Source organism: Actinomadura rugatobispora (assembly GCF_042656285.1).
Taxonomy (GTDB): Bacteria; Actinomycetota; Actinomycetes; order Streptosporangiales; family Streptosporangiaceae; genus Spirillospora; species Spirillospora rugatobispora.
In genome coordinates, this window is record NZ_JBHSON010000056.1 from 1 (window position 1) to 23144 (window position 23144).

Annotated in this window: 14 protein-coding genes and 2 pseudogenes; 8 read left to right on the forward strand and 8 right to left on the reverse strand. The window is 72.3% G+C overall.

Going from position 1 to position 23144, the window contains the following annotated elements:
- Positions 1 to 286: 286 nt before the first annotated feature.
- Together ACFPZN_RS33730 and ACFPZN_RS33735 are read right to left on the reverse strand one after the other, a co-directional pair.
- On the reverse strand, positions 287 to 1504 hold the full coding sequence (locus tag ACFPZN_RS33730) for an NlpC/P60 family protein (protein ID WP_378286361.1): 1218 nt from the start codon (positions 1502 to 1504) through the stop codon (positions 287 to 289).
- 168 nt (positions 1505 to 1672) lie between these two features.
- Entirely contained in the window at positions 1673 to 3613 is a 1941-nt protein-coding gene (locus tag ACFPZN_RS33735; RefSeq protein ID WP_378286362.1) for an RNA polymerase sigma factor, read from the reverse strand.
- A gap of 505 nt (positions 3614 to 4118) precedes the next feature.
- On the opposite strand from ACFPZN_RS33735, the gene ACFPZN_RS33740 reads away from it, so the two are divergent.
- Positions 4119 to 4808: a MerR family transcriptional regulator gene (locus tag ACFPZN_RS33740; protein WP_378286363.1), complete on the forward strand. Its 690-nt coding sequence runs from the start codon at positions 4119 to 4121 to the stop codon at positions 4806 to 4808.
- The gene (locus ACFPZN_RS33745) at positions 4805 to 7405 is read left to right on the forward strand and encodes a VIT domain-containing protein (RefSeq protein WP_378286365.1); all 2601 of its coding nucleotides are present in this window, start codon (positions 4805 to 4807) and stop codon (positions 7403 to 7405) included. Before ACFPZN_RS33740 ends, ACFPZN_RS33745 begins: the two co-directional genes overlap by 4 nt.
- Before the next feature lie 2 nt (positions 7406 to 7407).
- Here the strand turns inward: ACFPZN_RS33745 and ACFPZN_RS33750 are convergent, their stop codons facing one another.
- Positions 7408 to 8904 (reverse strand): MFS transporter, encoded by a 1497-nt coding sequence (locus ACFPZN_RS33750; RefSeq protein ID WP_378286366.1) that lies wholly within the window; start codon positions 8902 to 8904, stop codon positions 7408 to 7410.
- A gap of 60 nt (positions 8905 to 8964) precedes the next feature.
- On the opposite strand from ACFPZN_RS33750, the gene ACFPZN_RS33755 reads away from it, so the two are divergent.
- Positions 8965 to 9363, forward strand: a complete 399-nt coding sequence (locus tag ACFPZN_RS33755; RefSeq protein ID WP_378286367.1) for a MarR family winged helix-turn-helix transcriptional regulator — start codon at positions 8965 to 8967, stop codon at positions 9361 to 9363.
- On the opposite strand, the gene ACFPZN_RS33760 is transcribed toward ACFPZN_RS33755, so the two are convergent.
- From ACFPZN_RS33760 to ACFPZN_RS33770, 3 genes are all read right to left on the reverse strand, one after another.
- Positions 9360 to 9689 (reverse strand): DUF4326 domain-containing protein, encoded by a 330-nt coding sequence (locus ACFPZN_RS33760; protein ID WP_378286368.1) that lies wholly within the window; start codon positions 9687 to 9689, stop codon positions 9360 to 9362. The genes ACFPZN_RS33755 and ACFPZN_RS33760 overlap by 4 nt on opposite strands.
- A gap of 196 nt (positions 9690 to 9885) precedes the next feature.
- The gene (locus ACFPZN_RS33765) at positions 9886 to 13722 is read right to left on the reverse strand and encodes a Pls/PosA family non-ribosomal peptide synthetase (protein ID WP_378286369.1); all 3837 of its coding nucleotides are present in this window, start codon (positions 13720 to 13722) and stop codon (positions 9886 to 9888) included.
- A 454-nt stretch (positions 13723 to 14176) separates the two neighbouring features.
- A complete protein-coding gene (locus tag ACFPZN_RS33770) occupies positions 14177 to 15637 on the reverse strand; it encodes a sensor histidine kinase (RefSeq protein ID WP_378286370.1) in 1461 nt (486 codons plus the stop codon).
- Between the two features lie 199 nt (positions 15638 to 15836).
- On the opposite strand from ACFPZN_RS33770, the gene ACFPZN_RS33775 reads away from it, so the two are divergent.
- The 4 genes and pseudogenes from ACFPZN_RS33775 to ACFPZN_RS33790 all read left to right on the forward strand — a co-directional run bounded on the left by ACFPZN_RS33775 (position 15837) and on the right by ACFPZN_RS33790 (position 20547).
- The gene (locus ACFPZN_RS33775; RefSeq protein ID WP_378286371.1) at positions 15837 to 16655 is read left to right on the forward strand and encodes a response regulator transcription factor; all 819 of its coding nucleotides are present in this window, start codon (positions 15837 to 15839) and stop codon (positions 16653 to 16655) included.
- A gap of 72 nt (positions 16656 to 16727) precedes the next feature.
- Positions 16728 to 17987 carry a bifunctional glycosyltransferase family 2/GtrA family protein gene (locus ACFPZN_RS33780; protein WP_378286372.1) on the forward strand — a complete coding sequence of 420 codons (1260 nt, stop codon included), beginning with the start codon at positions 16728 to 16730 and terminating at the stop codon, positions 17985 to 17987.
- A gap of 31 nt (positions 17988 to 18018) precedes the next feature.
- Positions 18019 to 19995, forward strand: coding sequence for an ArnT family glycosyltransferase (locus ACFPZN_RS33785; protein WP_378286373.1), 1977 nt, complete (start codon positions 18019 to 18021; stop codon positions 19993 to 19995).
- Between the two features lie 47 nt (positions 19996 to 20042).
- A pseudogene (locus ACFPZN_RS33790) lies at positions 20043 to 20547 on the forward strand (DinB family protein).
- 300 nt (positions 20548 to 20847) lie between these two features.
- Here ACFPZN_RS33790 and ACFPZN_RS33795 read toward each other — a convergent pair.
- A pseudogene (locus tag ACFPZN_RS33795) lies at positions 20848 to 21135 on the reverse strand (RNHCP domain-containing protein); the annotation flags it as partial.
- A 490-nt stretch (positions 21136 to 21625) separates the two neighbouring features.
- On the opposite strand from ACFPZN_RS33795, the gene ACFPZN_RS33800 reads away from it, so the two are divergent.
- Complete coding sequence (locus ACFPZN_RS33800) at positions 21626 to 22336, forward strand: helix-turn-helix domain-containing protein (RefSeq protein ID WP_378286374.1); 711 nt, start codon at positions 21626 to 21628, stop codon at positions 22334 to 22336.
- Here the strand turns inward: ACFPZN_RS33800 and ACFPZN_RS33805 are convergent.
- Positions 22318 to 22896 (reverse strand): dihydrofolate reductase family protein, encoded by a 579-nt coding sequence (locus ACFPZN_RS33805; RefSeq protein ID WP_378286375.1) that lies wholly within the window; start codon positions 22894 to 22896, stop codon positions 22318 to 22320. The genes ACFPZN_RS33800 and ACFPZN_RS33805 overlap by 19 nt on opposite strands.
- Positions 22897 to 23144: the final 248 nt, after the last annotated feature.

A 23144-nucleotide genomic window follows, 5' to 3' on the forward strand; every position in this document is an offset into this window, starting at 1 on the left:
CGCAACCAGTCGTCGATCCTCACATACAGTGCGGTGGCGAGGGTGTTCAGGTCTGGGGTCACAACCGACCATGGACACCCTCGCCCCATTTCCGCAGGCGATCCCTTGGAATCAACCGTCTAGCCGGAGCGCTCCATCCCCCCGCGACGGCTTCGATCCGCTCCCTGCCGTCCGGTCGAGGCGCGAGGAACACTTCCGCACGGCTCAGGTCCGTGCGGAAGTGTTTTGCTTCGCGCGGGCCCCGTCCCCCCGGCGCGGCTCGGCCTGTCCCCTGGCGGGTTCAGGTTCAGCCCGCCGGGCGGGTCGCGCCGATGAGGCCGTTGCGGTGGATGCTGGACACGCGGACCCTCGCACCCGTGTACGGGGCCTCCACCATGCGCCCTTCCCCGATGAAGATGCCCACGTGGTGGATGGTGTCGGGGTCGGAGGTGTTGTGGGCGAAGAACACCAGGTCCCCTTTCCGCAGCCGGTCGAGGGGAATGCGCGGGCCGGACGTCCATTGCGTGCCCGTCCAGTGGTCGAGCTCAACGCCTGCCCTGGACCACGCGTAAAGCGCGAGCCCCGAGCAGTCGAACCCGTGGATGCGCGATCCGTGGGCGATGCCATAGCTGGGGCCGCTCGCGTTGCCCCCGCCCCAGGAGTACGGGGTGCCCAGCCATCTGAGTGCCGCCCGTGCGGCGACCGCCCCTCGGCTCGAACCGGAGAGGGCGCTGCTGGGGACGTCCCCTTCCGTCTTGGCCTTGAGGGCCTCGCGTAGGCGGCGTTCCTCGGCGCGTTCGAGGGCGGCCTGCCGTTCGCGGGCCAGCTCGGCCGCACGCGCCTGTGCCCGCCCGAGGCTCTTCTCCAGGCGGCGCTTCTCGTCCTCGATCCCCTGGACCGTCGTCTGCTGCAGGGCGACCGCGGATTCGGCCGCGCGCCTGGCCCCGTCGGAGCGTTCGGTGGCGCGGTGCTGCTCGTCGTAGGCGGCCCGCGCCTGCCGCTGGAAGAGGGTGGCGACGTTGCGCGCGACCTCGACCCGCTGGAACGCCCCGGCCCTTCGCTTGGCGAGCATCTCGACGATACCGGCGCGGTCCATGAAGCCCTGCGGTCCGCCCTCGCCCGCCACGACCGCCGACCAGGAGCTGAACCCGGTATTGGCCCGGTACGCGTCGGCGGCGAACCCGGCCAGCTCCGTCTGGGCGGCGCCGACGCGCCGGGCCGCCTCGGCCACCCGGTGCTGCGCCTCGGCGTGCGCCCGCCGGGCCTGTCCGAGCTTGACCAGCTCGCCGTTGTAACGCTCCACCGCGAGCGCCGCGGTCGAGGCGAGCCGTTCCAGCTCGCCTCCCGCCTGCGCCAGCCTGGCCTTGGTACGGCCCACCTTCGCGGCCCGCTCGCGCACTTGCTCGCGGCCGCGCGCCACGTCCTCGGCGCTGGGCGCGGGATCGGAGCGCACCGCCGCCGGCGCGGCGACGGCCGTGAGGCCGATGAAACCCGCCGCGCCCAGCGTGAGCACGGCCAGGCGCATCCCGGTTCCTGCGCCCGCCCCGCCCCTGTTGAGTATCGCCGCGTTGAGAAACACGGTCCCCCCTCACCGCGTTCACGCCCACCGCAAGTGATCGACACGGGCATGATCGACACTGAGAGTAGTTCACTCACCACACAATGTGAACCTCTGTCGCATTGGTGTCCGCCGTCACCCGCCGGAGGGCGGCGGGTCATCCTGCGCCGAACCGTCGTCCGGCTCGGGCGGAGGCGGCGAGGACGGGCTGGACGGCTGCGGCCCCGCGGGCGAGGCCGGCGACGGCTCCGTCGGACTGGGCGCCGGCGTGGGCGAAGAGGGCGGGCGTGTGGGAGTGGGGCTCGGAGACGTGGGCGAAGGCGTGGGCGAGGGGTCCGGCCCGGGACGCCAACTCACGCGCACCTGCGTGCCGCCGGGCTGGAAGGTCAGCCCTCCCTCCCCCTGCGAGCGCGCCGAACGCGACACGTGCACGTCGAGCCTGAACGTCTGCCCCGCCTCTATACGGCCGGACGCGGCGGCGGGCCGCACCGGACCCCACCCCTGGACGGACCAGTTCACCGGCCCGCCCTCGGCGCGCAGCAGGACGGTGCCCTCCGAGCCGTCGGCCAGGTCCAGGAACAGCGGGGCGACCGCGAGCGTGCCGTTGCCGCCGCCCGGCGGCTGCCCCGCGCCGCCGTCCGCCCCACCGGGCACCGGATCGCCTCCGGGCGGGAACGGCAGCGCCGTGGGCGGGGCGGACGAGGCCAGCGCCCCCAGCGGGAAGGTCGCCGACACCGGAACCCCGGTGTGGTCGCCGCCCCTGCTGGGCAGCGTCGGGGAAGGCTGCGGGACGGCCGTGGGCACGGAGCGCTGCGGCCCGGACCCGGCGTTGACCGCACCCGGGCGCGCGGCGTGCGGCGCCAGCGCCCGCACGATCGCGGCGCCGCCGCCGAGCAGCACGGCGGCCGTGACGGCACCCGCCGCAAGCCTCCCGGCAGCGCGGTGGCGCCCCCCGTCATCGGGCAGGCGGACCGCCGGCCGGACTCCACGCGGCACCCCCCGCGTCCCGGACCGAGACCCGGCACCACCCGTTCGCGCCCTGCCGCCCGACGACGGCCCCATCCCGGATGCCGGGGCCGCGCCTGACGTCGAACCCATCCCGAACGACGGCGGCATACCTTGCGTCGGGCCGATCCCGGTCGGCGATGGATCGAGACCTGGCGTCCAGGCGCTTCTCGGTGGCCGGTGGCGTGGCCTCCGGAGGAGGCGGAAGGAGCGGCCGGAGCGGTGCCCGCCGGCGGGGCGTCCCGACGGTGACAGCGTCCCGCGCGGCTGCACCGGGAAGCCGCTGGAGGAGAGATCGGTCACCCGGGTGGCCACGAACAGCCGGTAGCCGATCAGCTCCGGGTCGAGGAAGCCGCTCATCACGCGCAGCCGCAGCTCCGCGGGCGGGTCGGCCAGCGGCAGCAGGCCGAAGACCTTGGCGGCCGAGATCGTCCGGGGCAGGGAGGCCCCGCAGACCTCGCACCCGTCGGCGTGCTCCACCAGCCGCTCGCGCAGCCCGGCGTCGAGGTCGCCGCGCCGCTCGCGCAGCAGCCGGCCGCGCGCGGCGCAGCCGTACGGGCCCTGGTGCGCCAGGATCTCCGCGGCCAGCGACACCCTGAGCGCGGCGTGCGCCCGGTCGAGCGCGGCGTGCGCCTCCTTCGCCGGCAGGTCGAAGACCAAGGCCAGGTCGGGCACCGACAGCCGGTGCCGGATCAGCAACTCCAGCAGCTCACGGCTGAGCGGATCGAGGGCCAGCACCGCCTGCCAGGCCATCACCCGCTGGTCGACGTCGTCCTGGTCGTGGCTGGCCACCGGGAGGTCCGGCGGGTGGAAGCGGCCGGGCAGCCGGCGCCCGCACTCCAGCCGGGCGACGGCGTACAGCCAGGGGCCGAAGCGGTCGGGGTCGCGCAGCTTGTCGACGTGCGCCTCGGCCACGATGAACGCGTCGCGCAGGGCCACCTGCGCCGCGTCGCGCCCGCGCAGCTGGAACCAGCAGTACGCGTAGAGCCGGTCGGCGTACGCGTCGTAGACGGCGGCCGACGCGCCCGGATCGCGGGCGCGCAGTGCCTCGGCCAGTCGTCGGTCATCCATGGACAGAAAAATAAAGCCTCGAGGCTCTCTTGACATGCCATTTCAAAAGATCGAACTGGCCGGGTCCCGCCCTTTGCCACGGCCATTTCCGGACGCTCCCCGAACGCAGAGTAGATTGCTCAATATATTCGGAGTTGTCGGAGTACGAGGCTAATGTCCAACTCGTCGCACCAGCAGCCCGGAGCGCCTACCACGCAGGGGGTTGCGGCAGCGTTGCACGCCCGGCGCGCCCACCCTCGCACGCCCCACCACCACCCCGGGGCGTCATTCCGAAAACCACAAGGCACCCTGACGGAATCATGACCTCCTTTGCGCGCCCAATCACCTTCTCGCGATCAGCATTACGCCGAACGGATACTCCCTCGTATCGCTTTTCCGCCCCGTCTCGCCCGACCGCAGCCCGCCGCGCGGTAACGCGGACGCACCCGCGCCGGAACGCCGCTGGGCGGCTTCGCCTGGATCGAGACGTTGACACTGTCATCATGACAGTGTCACTATCGGAACCATGGAGAGCACCTGGACCATCACGGAACTGGCGGAGCGGGCCGTCGAGGCCCTCACCGCCGGCGCGTCCGTGCGGGTCAACGGGCGGGTGCGCGACATGCCGAACGAGCGGCTGATCCGCTGGTACACCACCATCGGGCTGGTCGACCCGCCGCTCGGCCGGCGGGGCCGCACCGCCCTGTACGGAACGCGCCATCTCCTCCAGATCGTCGCCGTCAAGCGCCGCCAGGCCGCGGGCCGCACCATCGCCGAGATCCAGGTCGAGCTCGCCGGGGCGACCGACCACCGGCTCGGCGAGATCGCCCGGCTGCCGTCGCCCGGCCCGGACGGCGGCGGGCCCGTCCCGTCCACGGAGGCCCCGGCCCCGTCACAGCGTCGCGAGGACACCGGCAGGCCGCGCTTCTGGACGGCCCAGCCCGCCGCGCCCCCCGCCGCACCGGCCGTGGCGCTCGGCGACCCGGAGGCGGCGGCAGAGCGAACCGTCTCCCTCGTCCAGGGCGTACGGCTCGCGACCGGGCTCACCCTCCTGCTGGACGGCCCCGCCCCGTCCGCGCTCAACGACGACGATCTCGCCGCGATCGAGACGGCCGCCCGCCCGCTCCTGGAGGAGCTGCGGCGGCGGGGCCTGATCGACCGGCCCTCCCCGCTTCCCGACCACCGGCCCGCAGACCCTTCCGGGAGAACCCAGTGACACTGCCCATCGCTCCACTACCCGAGACCGCGGCGCCGCCCGTCCCCGACGGCGGGCTGGGCGCGCTCTCGACCGGCCGCGGCAACCTGCCCCTCGACTCCGTCGACGTGCACGCCTCCATCACCGGCCTGGCCGCCGGGATCGAGGTCGTCCAGGGTTTCCACAACCCCTACGACGTGCCGCTTGAAGCCACCTACATCTTCCCGCTGCCCGACCGGGCCGCCGTGACCGCGCTGCGCATGGAGGCGGCCGACCGGGTGGTGGACGGCGTGCTCAAAGAGCGCGGCCAGGCGCGGCAGGAGTACAACGCCGCCATCGCCTCGGGCCGGCGGGCCGCGATCGCCGAGGAGGACCGTCCCGACGTCTTCAGCATGCGGGTCGGCAACATCCTGCCCGGCGAGCGGGTCACGATCCGGCTGACGCTGAACCAGCCCTTGCCGTACGAGGTGGACACCCCCGCCCCCGGCGCCGCCACGGGGGCGGGCACCGGGGGCGGCACGGACACCGGCGGGTCGGCCACGTTCCGCTTCCCGCTGGTCGTGGCGCCCCGCTACATCCCGGGTGCGCCGCTGGAGGGCGAGCAGGCCGGGGCGGGGGTCGCGGCCGACACCGACGCGGTGCCCGACGCGTCCCGCATCAGCCCGCCGGTGCTGCTGCCCGGTTTCCCCCTCCCGGTACGGCTGTCGATCACGGTGGACGTCGACCCGGCGGGGCTGGCGCTGACGCGGCTGCGTTCGGCGCTGCACGTGGTGGCCGAGAGCGAGTCCGGCGACCGTACGAGGATCAGCCTGCGTCCCGGCGAGCGCCTGAACCGCGACTTCATCCTGCGCCTGGACTACGCCGCGGAGTCCTCCTCGGAACCCGTCCTCGCCCTGACACCCGACACCGCCACGGAGCAGGAAGGGACGTTCACGCTGACGGTGCTGCCCTCCGGGGAGAGCCGCCCGCGGCCCCGCGACATCGTGCTGCTGCTCGACCGTTCGGGCAGCATGGGCGGCTGGAAGATGGTCGCGGCACGGCGGGCGGCCGGCCGGATCGTCGACACGTTCACGGCCGGCGACCGGTTCGCGGTGCTGTCGTTCGACCACACCATCGAGCGCCCCCGGGACCTCGGCGCCGGGCTGGTGCCCGGCACCGACCGCAACCGGTTCCGCGCCGTGGAGCACCTGGCCGGGCTGGGCGCCCGCGGCGGCACCGAGATGCTGCGGCCGCTGGAGGAGGCGTGCGGGCTGCTCGCCGACCCGTCGCGCGACCGGGTGCTGGTGCTGATCACCGACGGGCAGATCGGGAACGAGGACCAGATCCTGGCCGGGCTCGTCCCGCGGCTGAACGGCGTCCGCGTCCACACGGTCGGCATCGACCGGGCCGTGAACGCGGGGTTCCTGGGACGGCTGGCCGAGGCCGGGCAGGGCCGCTTCGAGCTGGTCGAGTCGGAGGACCGGCTGGACGAGGCGATGGAGCAGATCCACCACCGCATCGGGTCCCCGCTGGTCACGGACCTGCGGCTGGAGGCGACGGACGGGCTGCAGATCCTCCCGGACACGACCGCGCCCGAACGGATCGGGGCGCTGTTCCCCGGCGTGCCGCTGGTCGTCTCGGGCCGGTTCCGCGGGGCGCCGTCCGGGAGCATCGTCGTGCGCGGTACCACGCCCGACGGGACGGCCTGGGAACGGCGTGCCGTCGGCACGGAGACCAAGGCCCCGGCGGCAGGCGCGATCTGGGCCCGCGCGCACCTGCGCGACCTGGAGGACAAGTACGCGGTCGTCGGGTCCGGCGCCCTCGAGGCGCGCATCGTCGAGACCTCGCTGCACTTCAACGTGCTGTGCCGCTTCACCGCGTTCGTGGCCGTGGACAGCCGGGTCGTGACCGAGGGCGGAGACCCGCATCGGGTCGTCCAGCCGGTGGAGACGCCCGATGGCTGGGAGGACGACCTCGACCTACCGGACTTCCTGGGTGGGGGCCCGCCGGCAGCACCCAGGATGGCCGCCCCCCAGGCCTACGGAGCCGCACCTCTGCCTCCGGCGGCGGCCGGCGCCCCGGCCCAGCCGGGTTACGGCGCGGCCCCCGGCGGCCCGCCCCCGGCCCCGTCCTTCCAGGGCAGCCCGCCTCCGGCACCGGCCCCCGCCATGGACTGGATGCAGGAGGAGCAGGCGAGGGGAGGCGGCGGCCCGTCCAGGGGCACCGCCAGGAAGCGGCCGGGGGGACGTCCAGGCGCGGCCCCGCCCGCCCAGAGCCCTGCCGAACGCGACCTGGCTGAGGCGCGCAGGCAGTTCGCCAGGCTGCTCCAGGACCTCCGGGCGATGGCAGCCGACTCGCGCGAGCTGCGTCAGACCCACCTTGTGGGCTCGGTGCTGCCCACGCTCGACACGTTCACCCGGGCGATGCAGAGCAGTGGTGTGGACGCCGCGCTCACCACGCCCCTGTCCGTCCTGGTGAACGACCTCAGGGCGTTGGCGTCGTCTCCGGGCATCGAGCTCGCCGTCCAGGCCGACCCCCGGTTCGACGAACTGTGGGACCGGACGATCCAGACCCTGGAGGCATTCGTCGAAGACAAGGCCAAGCCGGAGCGCCGGGCGTTCTGGAAGCGCTCGCGCTGACCTTAGGAGAGTGGGCGCCCTCCCCGGGGGAGGGCGCCCACGGTCCAGCGGCGCACCAACGGGATGAGATTGAGGGCGAGTCCCACCACCGCGACGCCCGTGACGAGGTTCACCCCCGGGTGGTACTGGCCGAAGTCAGCCGCGGCCGTACCGGTGTGGGAGCCGCCCGCCACCAGCGCCGTGACAGCGGCCAGCACCAGCGCGGCGCCGACCTGCCCGGACGTCTGGACCAGGCCGGACGCCAGCCCCTGCTCGTCGTCGTGGATGCCGTCGGTGGCCTGGGCCATGATCGAGCTGAACCCGAACGCGAAACCGCCGCCCAGCAGCAGCATCGTCGGCAGGATCGTGACCGTGTAGTGCGGCGCGTTCCCGGCCGTGGCCAGGAACCACGCGTACCCGAGGGTCAGCGAGGTCATCGAGGCCAGGATCAGCCGGGGCGTGCCGTACCGGTCGATCAGCCGCCCGACGAACGGCGAGCCGACCGCCACCAGCAGCCCCGCGGGCAGCAGCGCCAGCGCCATCCGCAGCGGCGACCAGCCCAGCACGTCCTGCAGGTAGAGCGTCATCATGAACTGGAAGCTCAGGTACGACCCGAACAGCGCGACGATGCTCAGGTTCGCGCGGACGATCGTGCCGATCCGCAGGATGCCCAGCCGGATCAGCGGGTGCGCCACCCTGTTCTCGACGACCACGAACGCGGCCAGCAGCAGCACGGCGAGCACGATCGAGCCCACGGTCAGCGGGTCCAGCCAGCCGCGTTCGGGCGCGGAGACCACGGTGTAGACGGCCAGCAGCATCCCGCCGGTCAGCGTGACCGCGCCGGCCAGGTCGTGTCCGCCGCCGGCGGCCGGGCGGTCCTTGGGGATCAGGGCGATGCCGGCGACCAGCGCCAGGATCGCCAGCGGCACGGGGGTCAGGAACGTCCAGCGCCAGCCGAAGCTGGTCAGCAGCCCGCCCAGGATCAGCCCGGACGAGTAGCCGCTGGCGCCGAACACCGAGAAGACCGACAGCGCCCGGTTGCGGGCGGGTCCCTCGTGGAAGGTGGTGGTCAGGATGGACATGGCGGTCGGGGCCGTGAACGCGGCGGCCAGGCCCTTCACGAAACGGGTGGCGATGAGCAGCGCGCCGTCGTCCACGAGGCCGCCGACGAGCGAGGCGACGGCGAACACGGCCAGCGCGATCAGGAAGACGCGGCGCCGTCCCAGCAGGTCGGCGGTGCGGCCGCCCAGGAGCAGCAGCCCGCCGTACCCGAGGACGTAGCCGTTCACGATCCACTGCAGGGCGGTGGTCGACAGGCCGAGCTCGGTTCCGATCGACGGCAGCGCCACGCCCACCATGGAGACGTCGAGCCCGTCCAGGAACAGCACGGCGCACAGCACCGCCAGGACGCCCCAGAGCCGGGGCGTCCACTTCTGCTCGGCGATCGCGGACGCCGGCGGCGCGGAGACGGTCGAGGTGTCGGTGATGGTCACGGCGCAGAAGATTACATGCGCATGCATCTGATGTCGAGGAATTTAATGCAGATGCATATGATGCGCGCGCATGCTAGGATGCGCGCCATGGAGTCCGGAAGCGTCCTGGTCGGCCGCTGGCGGCGGCTGCTGACCAGCTACAACCAGATCGCGTGCCACCTCGACCGCGCGCTCCAGGAGGCGCACGGGCTCACCATGAGCGAGTTCGAGACCCTCGACCGGCTGGTCGACGCGGGCTGCGACAAGTGCCGCATGCAGGACCTGCTCTCCCACATGTACCTCAGCCAGAGCGCCCTCTCCCGCACGGTCGCCCGCCTGGAGAAGCACGACCTGGTCGAACGGACCCTGTGCCAGGACGACCGCCGCGGCGTCTTCGTCAAAATCACCGAGGCCGGCCGCGAACGCCACACCCAGGCCCACCGGACCCACCTGGCCGTCATCGCCGAGCACCTCGCCCAGGACCCCGTCCCGGCCACGACCGCCTAAACACCCGAGGCGATCCGCAGCAGCACCGCCGCGTGACACAGGTCAGGCTGCCCCTTCTCCGGCAACGGGCACCAGCAGGCCAGGTCCTTCCCCGCCAGTTCCCGCCGGATCTCCTCGTCGCCGGGATAGCCGACCTCGTCCACCCACCCCTCAGGCGGATCGCGCCGCACCCGCATGTACTCCTCGAACCGCCGCTGCGACTCCTCGCGGGTCATCCCCTTGCCGATCTTCCAGGGATTCCCCCACCGCGAAGGCCGAGCGACGACCACCACCCCCTCAGGCTTCCGCCACCCCTTGGCCCGCCGAAGCCGGATCCGCTCAGGCATACAACACCCCCCGACTCACACCCCTACCCAGTCCATCCCCGCGTCCCGCGAACGTCCCTTTGTCAGTGGCCTCTGTGGCGTGGGCGACACCGCGCCGACCTGGTGGACGCAGCCGTGGTAAGGGTGTGAGCGTGATGGTCGGCGGAAGACCGATGTCCCTGATTTCGGGGGTGGCCGGGGGCCTGGGGCGGGGCCGCTATGCGGCCCTGATGACCGGCGTGCCGTGCCAGCGGTCTCTGCCAGGAACGCATTCGCCCGCCATGACCAGTGAGCCCGCGCCGACCGTGGTGGCCTCACCCACCTTGCCGCCGGGCAGCACGAACGTGACCGGCCCCAGGGTGGCGCCGCGGTCGAGTCGCACCGCGTCCAGTTGCATCACCCTGTCGTGGAACAGGTGGGTCTGAAGGACGCAGCCGCGGTTCACGCTGGAGCCCTCACCGAGCTCGATCAAGTCGGGTTCGGGCAGCCAGTGGGTCTCGCACCACACGCCACGGCCGATACGGGCTCCCAGGCTGCGCAGCCACCAGTTCAGGACGGGAGTGCCCAGCGAGTTCTGGACCAACCAGGGCACGGCGAGGGTTTCCATGAAGACGTCCCAGAGTTCGTTGCGCCAGACGAACGCGCTCCACAGCGGGTGACGTCCGGTGGAGAACTTGCCCATCAGCACCCACTTGGCCGCCGTGGTCACCGCCCCGGCGATGATCCCGGCCAGGAAGAGCACGGGGCCCGCGACCACTACCGCCGCCCAGGCCCCCGCCACGGACCAGGTGAACAGCAGCACGGCTGCCACGGCCAGCAGGAGCAGCCCCGACAGGATCGGCGGCACGACGCGGCACGACTCGACCGCGCCACGGGCCACCAGGAGCGACCTCGGCGGGGCGAAGGTCCTGGCCGGGTCGTGGGTCTCGGTCTTGCGGCGCAGACGCATCGCCGGGCGGCCGAGCCACGACGTGCCCGGGGGTACGGAGTCGGGCGTGTCGGACAGCACCCCGATCAGCGCGTCGTCGCCGACCTCACGCTGCGGGCCGACCATCCCGGAGTTGCCCACGAACGCCCGTGAGCCGATCCGCGAGCGGCCCAGCCTCATGCGGCCGCCGCGAAGCTCATACGGCGCGGCGAGCACGTCGTCGGCGAGGAACGCCGCAGCGCCGACGTCGAGCAGCTTCGGCAGGGCCAGCACCGTGGAGACCTCGACCGAGCGGCCGATGCGCGCGCCGAGGAGCCGCATCCACAGCGGGGTGATCAGGCTCGCGTAGACCGGGAACAGCGTCCTGCGCGCGTCGTCGAGCAGCGTGTGGGTCATCCAGGCGGCCCAGGCGGCCGCGCCGTGCACCCGGTAGGTGCCAGGGCTCAGCGCCAGACCGACGGTCCGGATCGTCGCGGCGAGCAGCAGCAGGTGGCAGACCGTGGTCACCACGACCAGCACCGGCATCCACGCCGCCAGCGTCAGAATCCAGCTCGTCAGGGACGTGCCATCGAGCAGGACCGCGACGGCCAGCGCCACGGCAGGCACCGCGGCGAGCCCGGAGATCAGCGAGCGCAGGCCCGTGCCGAGCAGGTAGGCGCACTGCCATGCCCACGACCGGCTCGCCTTGGCGGCGGGCCACTGCGAGGAACTCGCCCGCCGCGCGGCCGGGGATCCACCCCAGCACTCGCCGTCCGGGACCGTCCCGGTGACGCAGCCGCCCCGCAGCACCTCGGCGCCGTCACCGATGGCCGTGCCCGGCATCAGCACGCTGCGCGCCCCGACCCGGGCGCCCGCGCCGACCCGCACCTCGCCGATGCGCAGCCGGTCGGCGTCCAGCCACCAGCCGGCCATGTCGACCCCGGGTTCGATCGCCGCGCCATCGCCGATCCGGGCGAGCCCGGTGACCGGCGGGAGCGCGTGCAGATCGACGTCCTTGCCGACACGGCAGCCCAGCAGGCGGCCGTAGAGGACGGCCAGGGGAGTGCCGAGCACCGATGTGACACCGAGCGTGGCCACCAGCCGCTCCGCCGCCCACAGCCGCAGGTGCCCGCCACCGCCGCGCCGGTGGTCGCCGGGCTTCAGCCGCCCACGCAGCAGGCGCGCTCCGGCGGCAGCCAAGACCACCCGGCCGGGTTGGGTGAACAAGGCCGGCAGCCCGACGAGCAGCACCCACCACGGCAGGGCCGGAAGCACAGGGTCGGCGCCCGCCGCGGAGCACAAGGCGCCCACCAGCCCGATGGCCAGCACCAGCCGCAGCCCGGACACGCCCAGCAGCACGGTCTGGATCGTCGCCTGGACCCAACCCGTCCACCTGGGCGTCCTGGTGTCGCCCCCGGCAGGCCGCGCCGTGTCGGCGGGTGCCGCCTCGGCGCCCTCGGATGGCTCGGTGCCCGCGGACCCGGCGCCGGCCAGGAGGCCGCGCAAGGTCGCCGGGGTCGGATGACGGTAGACGTCGATCATCGAGATCGAGGGGTACCGCTCGCGAAGCGTCGTCACGAGCCGCGCCACGGCCAGGCTGGTGCCGCCGAGGTCGAAGAAGTCATCGTCCGGTCCCGCCTCGGTGCCGAGCAGTTCCGTCCAGAGCCGCATGAGCCACGCCGTGGTCTCGTCGGCACGGACCGGTCCGGTATCTCGTCCGGCGGGCAGCGGCCAGGGCAGCGCGGTGCGATCGACCTTTCCCGAGCCGCGAACCGGGAAGGACTCGAGCACGGCGAGCCGCGGCACGAGCGCCGCGGGCAAGCGTTCCCGCAGCCGCCGCGCCGCCGCGGCCTTGTCGAAGCGGCAGGGGTCACCGTCCACCGGGACCACGTAGCCGACCAGCACGTCCAGCCCACCCGCCGTACGCTTGACCACGGCCGCCGCGGCCGCCACTGACGGCAGCGCCAGCATCTCGGCCTCGATCTCACCGAGCTCGATCCGCCGACCGCCGATCTTCACCTGGTCGTCGGCGCGCCCGACGAACTCCAGCCCCTCGGGCACGGCGCGGACGAGGTCACCGCTGCGGTAGGCGCGCCCCCACCCCAGCGACGGCATGGCGGCGTACTTCTCCGCGTCCCGCCCGGGGTCCAGATAGCGGCCGAGCCCGACGCCGCCGATCACCAGCTCGCCGATCTCGCCCCAGCGCACGGGCCGCCCGGAGGGGTCCACGACCGCGAGCCGCCAGCCGTCCAGCGGCAGGCCGATCCGCACCGGCTCGCCGTCGTACAGGCGGGCCGCGCAGGAGACCACGGTCGCCTCGGTGGGGCCGTAGGTGTTCCACAATTCCCGGTCCGGTGTGGCGAAACGCCGGACCACGTCCGGCGGGCATGCCTCACCTCCGACGATCAGCAGCCGGACACCGGCCAGCATCTTCGGCGACCACAGCGCGGCCAGCGTCGGAACGGTGGACACCACCGTCACGCGCCGCTCGGCCAGCCACGGGCCGAGGTCCGCACCTGCCCGCACCACCGACCTCGGCGCGGGTACCAGGCAGGCACCGTGGCGCCAGGCCAGCCACATCTCCTCGCAGGAAGCGTCGAACGCGACCGACAGCCCGGCCAGGACCCTGTCACCCGGCCGGACCGGGTCGTCCCGCAGGAACAGCCGCGCCTCCGCGTCCACGAACGCCGCGGCCGCACGGTGGCTGACCGCGACGCCCTTCGGGGTGCCGCCGGAACCGGAGGTGAAGATGATCCACGCATCGTCGGCGAGGCCGGGGGCCGTCCCGCGCCGGGACGGCGGGACGATCGGCCCGGTGGCGATCCGCCGACCCGCGCCGATGACGGCACAGACGCCGGACTCTCGCCAGACCAGCTCGGCGCGCTCGTCGGGGTCGTCGGCGTCCACGGGCACGTACGCCGCACCCGCCGCCAGCACCGAGAGGATCGCCACGTACAACTCGGCGGATCCAGAGGGAACCCGCACCCCGACCCGGTCACCGACGCCGATGCCCATGGAACGCAGCTCGACGGCCCGTGCCTGGACGGCGCGGGCCAGCTCCGTATAGGACAGCACCCGTTCCCCGTCATCAATCGCGGGCTGGTCCGGCCATTGCATCACCGTGTGCTCCAGGATGTGGAGCAGCATCCGCGGGCCGGCCCCCGGCGCGGGCTTGTATATCGCCGCGTCTTCCAGGGAAAACGCGGGTTGTTCCGATTCAAGTACTGCGAGATCCCGAGTGGTCACCGCGTGCCCTTTCAGGAGAAGAACGCGCGATCCGTCGAACGGATCGGCCGTCGCCAGGTCGTGGACTACTCCGTGCCATGCGCCACCGCTCGTCCGGGTGGGCCAGGAAGAAGATTGACGGGCGCGTTTAGGAGGTCGCTGAGCGGTGGCTGTGCGGAACCTGTGCACGGGAAACGGCCCGCTCACGGCGGAAACGGGACGCGGTGAACCGCCATCGACCGCCCGCCGACGCGATGCGGCGGCCAGGCCGCGCGGGTGCGTTCGTGCTGGTGAGCCTGCGAGTGCCCCGTGCGGGGACGCCGTGCGGGGACGCCGCCCGGGGAACGCCGCCCGGGGAACGCCGCCCGGGGGTGGGTCAGCCGGGGATGTTCGCGGCGGGCAGCTTCACGGTGAAGCGGGTCTCCCCGGACCGGCTGGTGAGCCCCACGGTGCCGTGGTGCGCGCTGACCACCGCGGCCACGATCGACAGGCCGAGTCCCGTGCTGCCGGCGGCACGGGAACGCGAGCCGTCACCCCTGACGAACCGCTCGAAGACCTTCGGCCGCATCTCCGGCGAGATCCCCGGACCGTCGTCGGTGACCGTCAGAACCACCGCGCCCCCCTGGGGCGACAGCCCGGTCGTGACCGTGGTGCCCGCCGGGGTGTGCCTGCACCCGTTGGCGAGGAGGTTCGCCAGCACCTGGTGCAGGCGGACCTGGTCGCCCACGGCGTAGACCGGTTCGGGGGGCAGCTCCAGCCGCCACAGATGGTCGGGGCCGGACACCCGCGCGTCGCCGACGGCGTCCAGCACCAGCCGGGACAGGTCCACCGGCTCGCGTTCGAGCGGCCGTCCCGAGTCCAGCCTGGCCAGCAGCAGCAGATCCTCAACGAGCACGGTCATCCGGCGGGACTCGGAGTCCACCCGGCCGATGGCGTGCTCGACCTCGGGCGGCAACTCCGGGTGCCGCTGGGCGAGCTCGGCGTACCCGCGGATGGCCGCGAGCGGAGTGCGCAACTCGTGGCTGGCGTCCGCGACGAACTGCCGGACGCGCGTCTCGCTGGCGTGCCGCGCGGACAGGGCCTCGCCGATGTGCCCGAGCATCCGGTTCAGCGCGGCCCCGACCCGCCCGACCTCGGTGCCGGGATCGGTGTCGGCGTGCGGCACCCGCACCGGCAGCGCGACCTCGCCCTTGTCGAGGGGCAGCTCGGCGACCCGGCCCGCGGTCGCCGCGACCCGGTTCAGGGGACGCAGCGTCCGCCGGATGATCACCACGCCGGCGATACCGGTCGTGACCAGCCCCAGCAGCGACACCGCGCCGAGCACGACGCTCACGCGGACCTCGGTGTCGTCGACGGAACCCAGCGGCAGCCCGGTGACGATCACGTATCCGACGCCGGCGTGCCGCGCGGTCAGCCGATAGCGCCCCAGCTCGTCGAGATCACGGGTGCGCGCGCCGCCGTCGGGCGGTTCGGCCGCGAGGACCGCGCGCTGCCGGCCGCTCAACGGCTCCCGCTCCCCCGTCTCAGGCGCCACTCTGCCGGCCTCGATCACCCTGCCGCCCCTGATCAGGGCGCTGATGGTCCCGACGCTCTGCCCCGGCGCGTCGACCGGGGACCGCGTGACGCGGGTGGGCAGGGACCACCACCTCACGGTTCGGTCACTCGCCGCGTCCAGTTGCGCGTCGAGCTGGCCCACGAGGAACGCGCGCAGCACCACCACCGTGAGCACGCTGATCACCAGGCAGACGAGCGCCAGCAGCGCCAGCTGCTCGGCGATCAGCCGGGTACGCAGCGACCGCCGCGAAAGCTTCGGCTCGGCCCGCAGGTCGGACGACATCACACCTCTGCTCCGGCGACTCTCCGTGGTGTGCCCGCCGCGCCCGGCGGTATCGGCGGGCGCTCCGGTGACGCTGCCCGCCCGATGCTATCCGGACCGTCACGGCGCTGCGGACCGCGCCGGGATCCAGCACGGCGCGGGCTCCAGTGTCAGCGGCGAATCTGTGCGTTCCCTGTGCGCGTCCTGTGCTGTCGCTGTGATGGACCACCACGGGGACATCCGGCTGATACACAGGTACGGCGCGAATGCCGCCACAGCCGCCACCGACGACGAGGACATGCCGATCATGAACGCCTCCGGGCGCCCGGAACTGCGCCGCCCCGACGGGCAGTCGGTCAGGGTGCTCGTCGTGGACGACGAACCCGCCCTCGCCGAACTGCTGACACTCGCCCTGCGCTACGAGGGCTGGGAGGTGCGCAGCGCCCCCGACGGGACGAGCGCCGTCCGCGTCGCGCGGGAATTCCGTCCGGACGCGGTCGTGCTCGACGTGATGCTGCCCGACTTCGACGGCCTGGAAGTTCTGCGCAGGATACGCGGGCGGTTCGACGGCCTCCCGGTGTTGTTCCTCACCGCCAAGGACGCCATCGAGGACCGGATCGCCGGGCTGACCGCGGGCGGCGACGACTACGTGACCAAGCCGTTCAGCATCGAGGAGGTGGTGCTGCGGCTGCACGCGCTGATGCGGCGCACCGGCGTCACGGAGGCCACCGCGGGCACCACCGTCACGGTCGGCGACCTGACGCTCGACGAGGACACCCGCGAGGTGCGCCGCGCGGGCAAGGAGATCCAGCTCACCGCGACCGAGTTCGAGCTGCTGCGCTTCCTGATGCGCAACCCGAGGCGGGTGCTGAGCAAGGCGCAGATCCTGGACCGCGTCTGGAGCTACGACTTCGGCGGCCAGGCCAACATCGTCGAGTTGTACATCTCCTACCTGCGCAAGAAGATCGACGCGGGGCGCCAGCCCATGATCCACACCAAGCGCGGCGCCGGATATGTGCTTAAACCCGCCGACGGCTAGGCATCGAGGCTCATAGCCGCCGCACAGCTTCGGCACAAGCTGGACCCAGGGCCGGGCCCGAATCTCGGGGCCATGCCGACGACACTGCACACCGCCCCCTCGCCCAGAGCCCGCCCCAGCGTCCTTCCCATCCCGACCGGCGGCACGGCCCCGGTCCTGGACGTCGTGGTTCCCGTCCACAACGAGGAGAATGGCCTCGAGCCGTCCATCCGGCGTCTCCACGAGCACCTGACGGAACGTTTCCCCTACCGGTTCCGGATCATCGTCGCGGACAACGCGAGCACCGACCGCACCCCCGAGATCTCCAAGGCACTCGAAGCGGAGATTCCCGAGGTGGTCGCCGTCAGCCTGGAGGAAAAGGGCCGGGGGCGGGCGCTGCGCGCAGTGTGGACGGCGTCGGACGCCCCGGTGCTGGTCTACATGGACGTCGACCTTTCCACGGATCTCGCCGCGCTTCCTCCGCTGGTCGCACCGCTCATCTCCGGCCACTCCGACATGGCCATCGGAAGCAGGCTCGCCAAGGGGGCCCGGGTCGTGCGCGGCCCCAAGCGCGAGATCATTTCCCGCTGCTACAACCTGCTGCTGCGGGGCACGCTCGCCGCACGATTCTCCGACGCGCAGTGCGGTTTCAAGGCGATCCGGGCCGACGTCGCCGAGCGGCTGCTGCCGCACGTGCAGGACACCGGCTGGTTCTTCGACACCGAACTGCTGGTCCTCGCCGAACGTTCCGGTGCCCGCATCCACGAGGTTCCCGTCGACTGGGTCGACGACCCCGACAGCCGAGTGGACATCGTCTCGACCGCGGCGGCCGACATCCTGGGCATCCTCCGGCTCGGACGCGCGCTCACGACCGGCACGGTGCCCATCGCGCATCTGCGCGCCCAACTCGGCAGGAACCCGATCCCGGTCGACGCCCCCGGAGTCCCCCGCGGGCTGGCCAGGCAGCTGGCGCGGTTCGCCGTGATCGGCGTGGTGAGCACCCTCGCCTACCTCGGGCTCTTCATGCTGCTGCGCACCGGAATGAACGCACAGGCGGCCAACCTGCTGGCCCTGCTGGTCACCGCGATCGCCAACACCGCGGCCAACCGGCGGCTGACCTTCGGCGTGCGCGGACGGTCGAACGCGGGTCGCCACCAGTTCGAAGGGCTGGTCGTGTTCGCCCTCGGGCTCGCGCTGACCAGCGGCTCGCTCGGCGTTCTGCACGCCGTCGCCACGCCGGGCCAGGACATCGAGCTGGCGGTGCTGGTCCTGGCCAACCTCGTCGCGACGATGTCGCGCTTCCTGCTTCTGCGCGGCTGGGTGTTCGCCCCGCACCGCCGTTCCGAGTCCTGACGTTCCGTCCCCCCTGGAGACCAAGATCATCATGTCGACCCCGGCCGGTGCGCACGCACACCGGCCGTCAGATGAGCGGAGCACCGTCCAGCGGCTCCTGCTCGGCCCGAGCGACCAGCCGACGTGGGTACGCCCGGCGGCGCTGGCCCTCCTCGCCCTCACCTCGCTGCTGTACCTGTGGGACCTCAGCGTGTCCGGCCACGGAAACAACTACTACGCCGCCGCCGCGATGGCCGGCTCGCAGGACTGGGCGGCCCTGTTCTTCGGCTCCCTCGACCCGAACAACGGGATCACCGTCGACAAGCCGCCCGCCTCGCTGTGGGTGATGGGGCTGTCCGGGCAGATCTTCGGATTCTCGAGCTGGAGCCTCCTGGTTCCCCAAGCCCTGCAGGGCATCGCTTCGGTCGGGCTGCTGTACGCCACCGTGCGCCGCTGGTCGGGGCCTGCCGCCGGACTGCTCGCCGGGGCCGTCTTCGCGCTGACGCCCGTCGCCACGTCGATCTTCCGGTTCAACAAGCCCGACTCCCTGCTCACCCTGCTGCTCATCGCCGCGGCGTACTGCACGGTGCGCGCCACCGAGAGGGCCGGCCTGCGCTGGCTTCTGCTGGCGGGCACCGCCATCGGGTTCGGCTTCCTGACCAAGATGCTGGCGGCGTTCCTGGTGCTGCCTGCGCTCGCGCTGGTGTACCTGGTCGCGGCCCCGACCGGCATCGTCCGGCGCCTGAACCACCTCGGCGCGGCCGGCATGGCGGTCGTGGTCTCCACGAGCTGGTACATCGCGCTCGTCGACCTGATGCCCAAGGGCACCCGGCCCTTCATCGCCGGTTCGGAGGACGACACCGTCCTCGACCTGGCGCTCGGCTACAACGGGATCGGACGCATCCTCGGGAACGAGCGCAACAGCACGAGCGGAGGAGCAGGCACCGGCTTCAGCGGCGAGCCCGGAATCGCCCGGATGTTCAACGACCAGCTCGGCGGCGAGATCTCCTGGCTGCTTCCCCCCGCGCTGATCGCCCTGATCGCGGGTCTCTGGCTGACCCGGCGGGCGCCGCGCACCGACCGCACCCGGGCCGCGATCCTTCTGTGGGGCGTCTGGCTGGTGGGGATCGGAATGGTCTTCAGCCTCATGGAGGGCATCATCCTCCCCTACTACTCGGTGATCCTCGCGCCCGCGATCGGCGCGCTGATCGCCCTCGCCGGCGTCCGGCTCTGGGAGAGCCGGGCGAACCTGACAGCCCGCTGCACGCTCGCCGCGATGGTCGCCGTGAGCGTCGCCTGGGGATTCGCCCTCCTTGAACGCACCGGTTCCTGGATGCCGGGCCTGCGCTGGAGCCTCCTGGCACTCGGCGTCATCACCGTCATCGCGCTCGTGGCACCCCAGACCCGCCGCCTCACGGTGGTGACGCTCGCCTGCGCCCTCGTGACCGGCCTCGGCGGCACCAGCGCCTACGCGCTGGCCACCGCGGCGGAACCCAAACCCGAAATCCCGACATCCGGCCCCGCCGGCAAGGTCGGCCACACAGGTTCGACTGGAACGCGGAGCGCCGTGAACCCCGAACTGGTCAAGGCGGTGCAAGCGACCACGAGCCGCTGGGCGGCGGCCGGAATCGGGTCGGCCACCACGTCGAACCTGCAACTGGCCAGCGGCAAGGCCATCATGGCGATCGGCGGCTTCTCCGGCGGCGACCCCTGGCCCGGCCTCACCACGTTCGAGCACGAGGTCAAGGCCGGCAGAATCCACTACTTCGTCCCCCGCAGCACGAGGGCCGACGCACCCAGCGGCAGGCGCCCCGGCCGCACCCCCGGCGGTGGCGCGCCCGGCAACAGCACTGCGATCAGCGCCTGGGTCCAGGCCAACTACCAGGCGGTCATCATCGGCGGCCAGACCGTCTACGATCTGACCCGGCCGAGGCAAATGCGCCCAGGGCGGTTCGGGAGTGTGCAAACGTGGAGTTCACGATCATCTACCCGACCGGTGAGCGGATCGCCACGTGCCCGAACCACCTGATCACTTACGTCGGCAGCAGGCTCAAGAACGACGAGGGACGGTAACAGGTGGATGATCGGGAAAGGGCCAGTCCCCCGCGCGAAGGCGGCGAACGCGACACGTTGACCGGTTTCCTGCAGTTCCAGCGTGACACCCTGGCCTGGAAGTGCGCCGGGCTGACCGCCGAGCAGCTCAGGTCGCGCCCCGTGCCACCGTCGAATCTGTCCCTGCTCGGGCTGATCCGGCACATGGCCGAGGGCGAGAGGGCGTGGTTCCGCAACGTCGTGAAAGGCGAGGCCACCCCCCCGCTACTGGCAGAGCCCCGACGGAGGAACCGCCGCCTTCGACGTCGAGGACGCCGATGCCGAGGAGGCGTTCGAGATCTGGCGGCAGGAGTGCGAACGGTCCCGCGCCATCGTTGACGCCGCCGAATCCCTTGACGTCATCGGCCGCTTTGAGGATCAGGCGTTCTCACTCCGCTGGGTCCTCACCCACGTGATCGAGGAGTACGCCCGCCACAACGGGCATGCCGACCTCCTGCGCGAACGCATCGACGGAACCACCGGCGAGTAACACCACGAGCTCGATCTTGTAACCGTCGGGATCGGTCGGCCAGCACGTCCGCATCCCCGCCCTCGGCCGTAACGCCCTTGGCAGCGAGAACGTCCACCGGACGACGACCGGCCTCGCGGGCTCGTGCACGAGTTCGAGGCCGTGGTCAGGCTGCCGTGGACGGCCAGCGAGCGTTCGAGGCCGGTGACCCGCAAACCGAGCCGCAGCATGCGCATGTAACGCCACCCGACCGAGGGGCACCGCCCTAGTTCGCTGGGTTGATGCGGTGCCCACGAGGGGTTCTCGTGGGCACCGCCGGCGCTACCCGGCTCTGGACATCAGCACGATGATCGCGCCGAGATCGTCGCCTTGCACCGGATCCTCGGCGACCCGGTTGGGCCGGACGAAACCGCAGACGACGCACTGGTGGACCAAGACGAACCCCTTACCGCCGCGGTGCTCGACACGCTCGGGGCGCATCATTCCGCGGCAGCCCGAAGCCCGGTCACCGGGAACGACGTCGACGTGCTTGGACCACAGGCACGCCGGGCAGTGGTTGCGGTAGCTCCCACCGCTGAGCGGTACGACGCTCGCACCGCAGTTCTCGCACGTGAAACCCTGGTTCTGGGCGGACCTGCCGACGGCTCTGCCTCCAGATCGAAGAAGTGATCTTCAATCGGGAGTGCAGGGTTCCGTTCGTTTCTCGCCGCTCGTACGCGCTCGGGCGGCTCCCAGGCTCGACGCGGGCGAGGGACCGGTTCACCGCCCGTTCCCCCTCCTCAGGGGTCGGCGATTACTTCCGCTTCCTGCTTCACCGGGGCATCTCTCAGCCGCCGGATCCGAACCTCGACCGGGTTTGGGGGTCATTGTTCCGGTCACTGTCAGCCGAGCCTCCTCAGCTGCCAGCGGTAGGTGTCGTCCCGCGCTCACTGGCGTCGGCGCCGTCCCCTGTGATCAGAGCACAGCGGTGCCCGCTCCGTATGGTCGGCGCATCCCCCTCCTTCAACTCGGCCGGCATCCTCACCGATCACAGCAGCCCGAGCAGGCGAGGACAACGCGATTTCCGGCTCCGGTTCAAGCAACGGCGTATCCTGCGCCCGTGAAACTGCGCTTCGAGACGCGCCGGTCCGACTCGCCGTGGGTCGACACCGTGTGGACCTGCACGAGCGAGCAGGTCACGGCGATGACATCGGTCGCAGGGGCGCGCTGGGGCCTAGTGTTCTGGGAACAGGACGGGCGGGCGTACGCGGGGATCAGCGGTCCCGAGACCCGGACCGGCACGGCACCCGTGCCGGATGGCGTGACCTTCATGGGCATCGAGTTCGCCGTGGGCACCTCGTTGCAGGCCGTGCCCACGTCGGCACTGGTCAACGGCGGCATCGAGCTCCCCGACACCACACGCCGGACGTTCCGGCTGGACGGCGCGCGCTGGGAGACGCCCGGCCCCGACGACGCCGAGGTCCTGGTCGGGCGTCTCGTCCGGACCGGGATCGTGGTCCGTGACCCGCTCGTCGCCGAGGCGCTGCGGGGCCGCCGCCCGGCCGTCTCGGGGCGCACGGTCGAACGCCGGTTCCGCGCCGCGACCGGGCTGACGCGGGGCGGCGTCCGGCAGATCGAGCGGGCCCGCAGGGCGGCGGAGCTGCTGGCGCTCGGCGAGACGGCCGCCGACGTCGTCGCCAAACTCGACTACTTCGACGAGTCGCACCTGGCCCGGGCGCTGCGCTCCTACGTCGGACGCACCGCCGGGCAGTTGCGCGAGGGCACCGGCGGCCCGATCGCCCTTGACCTGGATCAGCGCCTGACGTCGTAGACGAGCTTCAGGATCCCGTTCGAGTAGCTCTCCGACTCCCGCAGCGCCAGCATCTGCTTGTCGCGGTCGGCCCGGCCGAACACGCTCTTCCCGGCACCGAGAAGCACGGGGAAGACGAGCAGGTTGTACTGGTCGATCAGACCCGCGTCCGACAGCCGCCGGGCCAGCTCCGCGCTCCCGTGGATGAAGATCGCGCCGCCCTCGCCCTCCTTGAGCGCGGCGACGTCCTCGGTCGAGCGCAGGATCGTCGTCGGCCCCCACCCGTCGACGAGGGCGTCCTCGGACAGCGTGGTCGACACCACGTACTTGGGCAGCTCCTTGTAGTCGGCGTGGTCCTCCGAGCCGGGCCAGACCGGCGCGAACGCCTCGTAGCTGCGGCGGCCGAACATCAGCGCCGTCGTGTCGTTGAGCTCCTCGCCCTTCAGCGACCAGGCTTCCGGGACGAACTCGAGGTCCTTGACCACCCAGCCGCCGCTGCGGTGCTCCTCCCCCGGCCCGCCGCCGGGCGAGTCCACGACGCCGTCGAGCGACATGAAACCGGTGTAGACCAAGTTACGCATGGTGTTGTCTCCTCATAATCGGACCGCTAGGTCCACGCTAGATCGTGGCCACCCCAGCCGTCTTGGACGGAAACGACACGAGTTCACCTGAACACCTCAATGACCCCACCCTCGATGCGCACAGCCCCCCGCCAGGTCGGCCGGGACTCGGCCCCACCCCCCATGCCTCACTGCAGCCCTTCAGGAAGGAGTAGCCGGGTGCGTGAACCTCACCGCAACAGTCATCTACACGCCTCAGACGAGTGAAC

Bases quoted from the DNA above. Each gene is read 5' to 3' on its own strand.
- ACFPZN_RS33730 (WP_378286361.1), bottom strand. From the start codon at position 1,504: ATGCGCCTGGCCGTGCTCACGCTGGGCGCGGCGGGTTTCATCGGCCTC.
- ACFPZN_RS33735 (WP_378286362.1), bottom strand. From the start codon at position 3,613: ATGGATGACCGACGACTGGCCGAGGCACTGCGCGCCCGCGATCCGGGC.
- ACFPZN_RS33740 (WP_378286363.1), top strand. From the start codon at position 4,119: ATGGAGAGCACCTGGACCATCACGGAACTGGCGGAGCGGGCCGTCGAG.
- ACFPZN_RS33750 (WP_378286366.1), bottom strand. From the start codon at position 8,904: ATGCATGCGCATGTAATCTTCTGCGCCGTGACCATCACCGACACCTCG.
- ACFPZN_RS33755 (WP_378286367.1), top strand. From the start codon at position 8,965: ATGGAGTCCGGAAGCGTCCTGGTCGGCCGCTGGCGGCGGCTGCTGACC.
- ACFPZN_RS33760 (WP_378286368.1), bottom strand. From the start codon at position 9,689: ATGCCTGAGCGGATCCGGCTTCGGCGGGCCAAGGGGTGGCGGAAGCCT.
- ACFPZN_RS33765 (WP_378286369.1), bottom strand. From the start codon at position 13,722: ATGCTGCTCCACATCCTGGAGCACACGGTGATGCAATGGCCGGACCAG.
- ACFPZN_RS33770 (WP_378286370.1), bottom strand. From the start codon at position 15,637: ATGTCGTCCGACCTGCGGGCCGAGCCGAAGCTTTCGCGGCGGTCGCTG.
- ACFPZN_RS33775 (WP_378286371.1), top strand. From the start codon at position 15,837: ATGGACCACCACGGGGACATCCGGCTGATACACAGGTACGGCGCGAAT.
- ACFPZN_RS33780 (WP_378286372.1), top strand. From the start codon at position 16,728: ATGCCGACGACACTGCACACCGCCCCCTCGCCCAGAGCCCGCCCCAGC.
- ACFPZN_RS33785 (WP_378286373.1), top strand. From the start codon at position 18,019: ATGTCGACCCCGGCCGGTGCGCACGCACACCGGCCGTCAGATGAGCGG.
- ACFPZN_RS33805 (WP_378286375.1), bottom strand. From the start codon at position 22,896: ATGCGTAACTTGGTCTACACCGGTTTCATGTCGCTCGACGGCGTCGTG.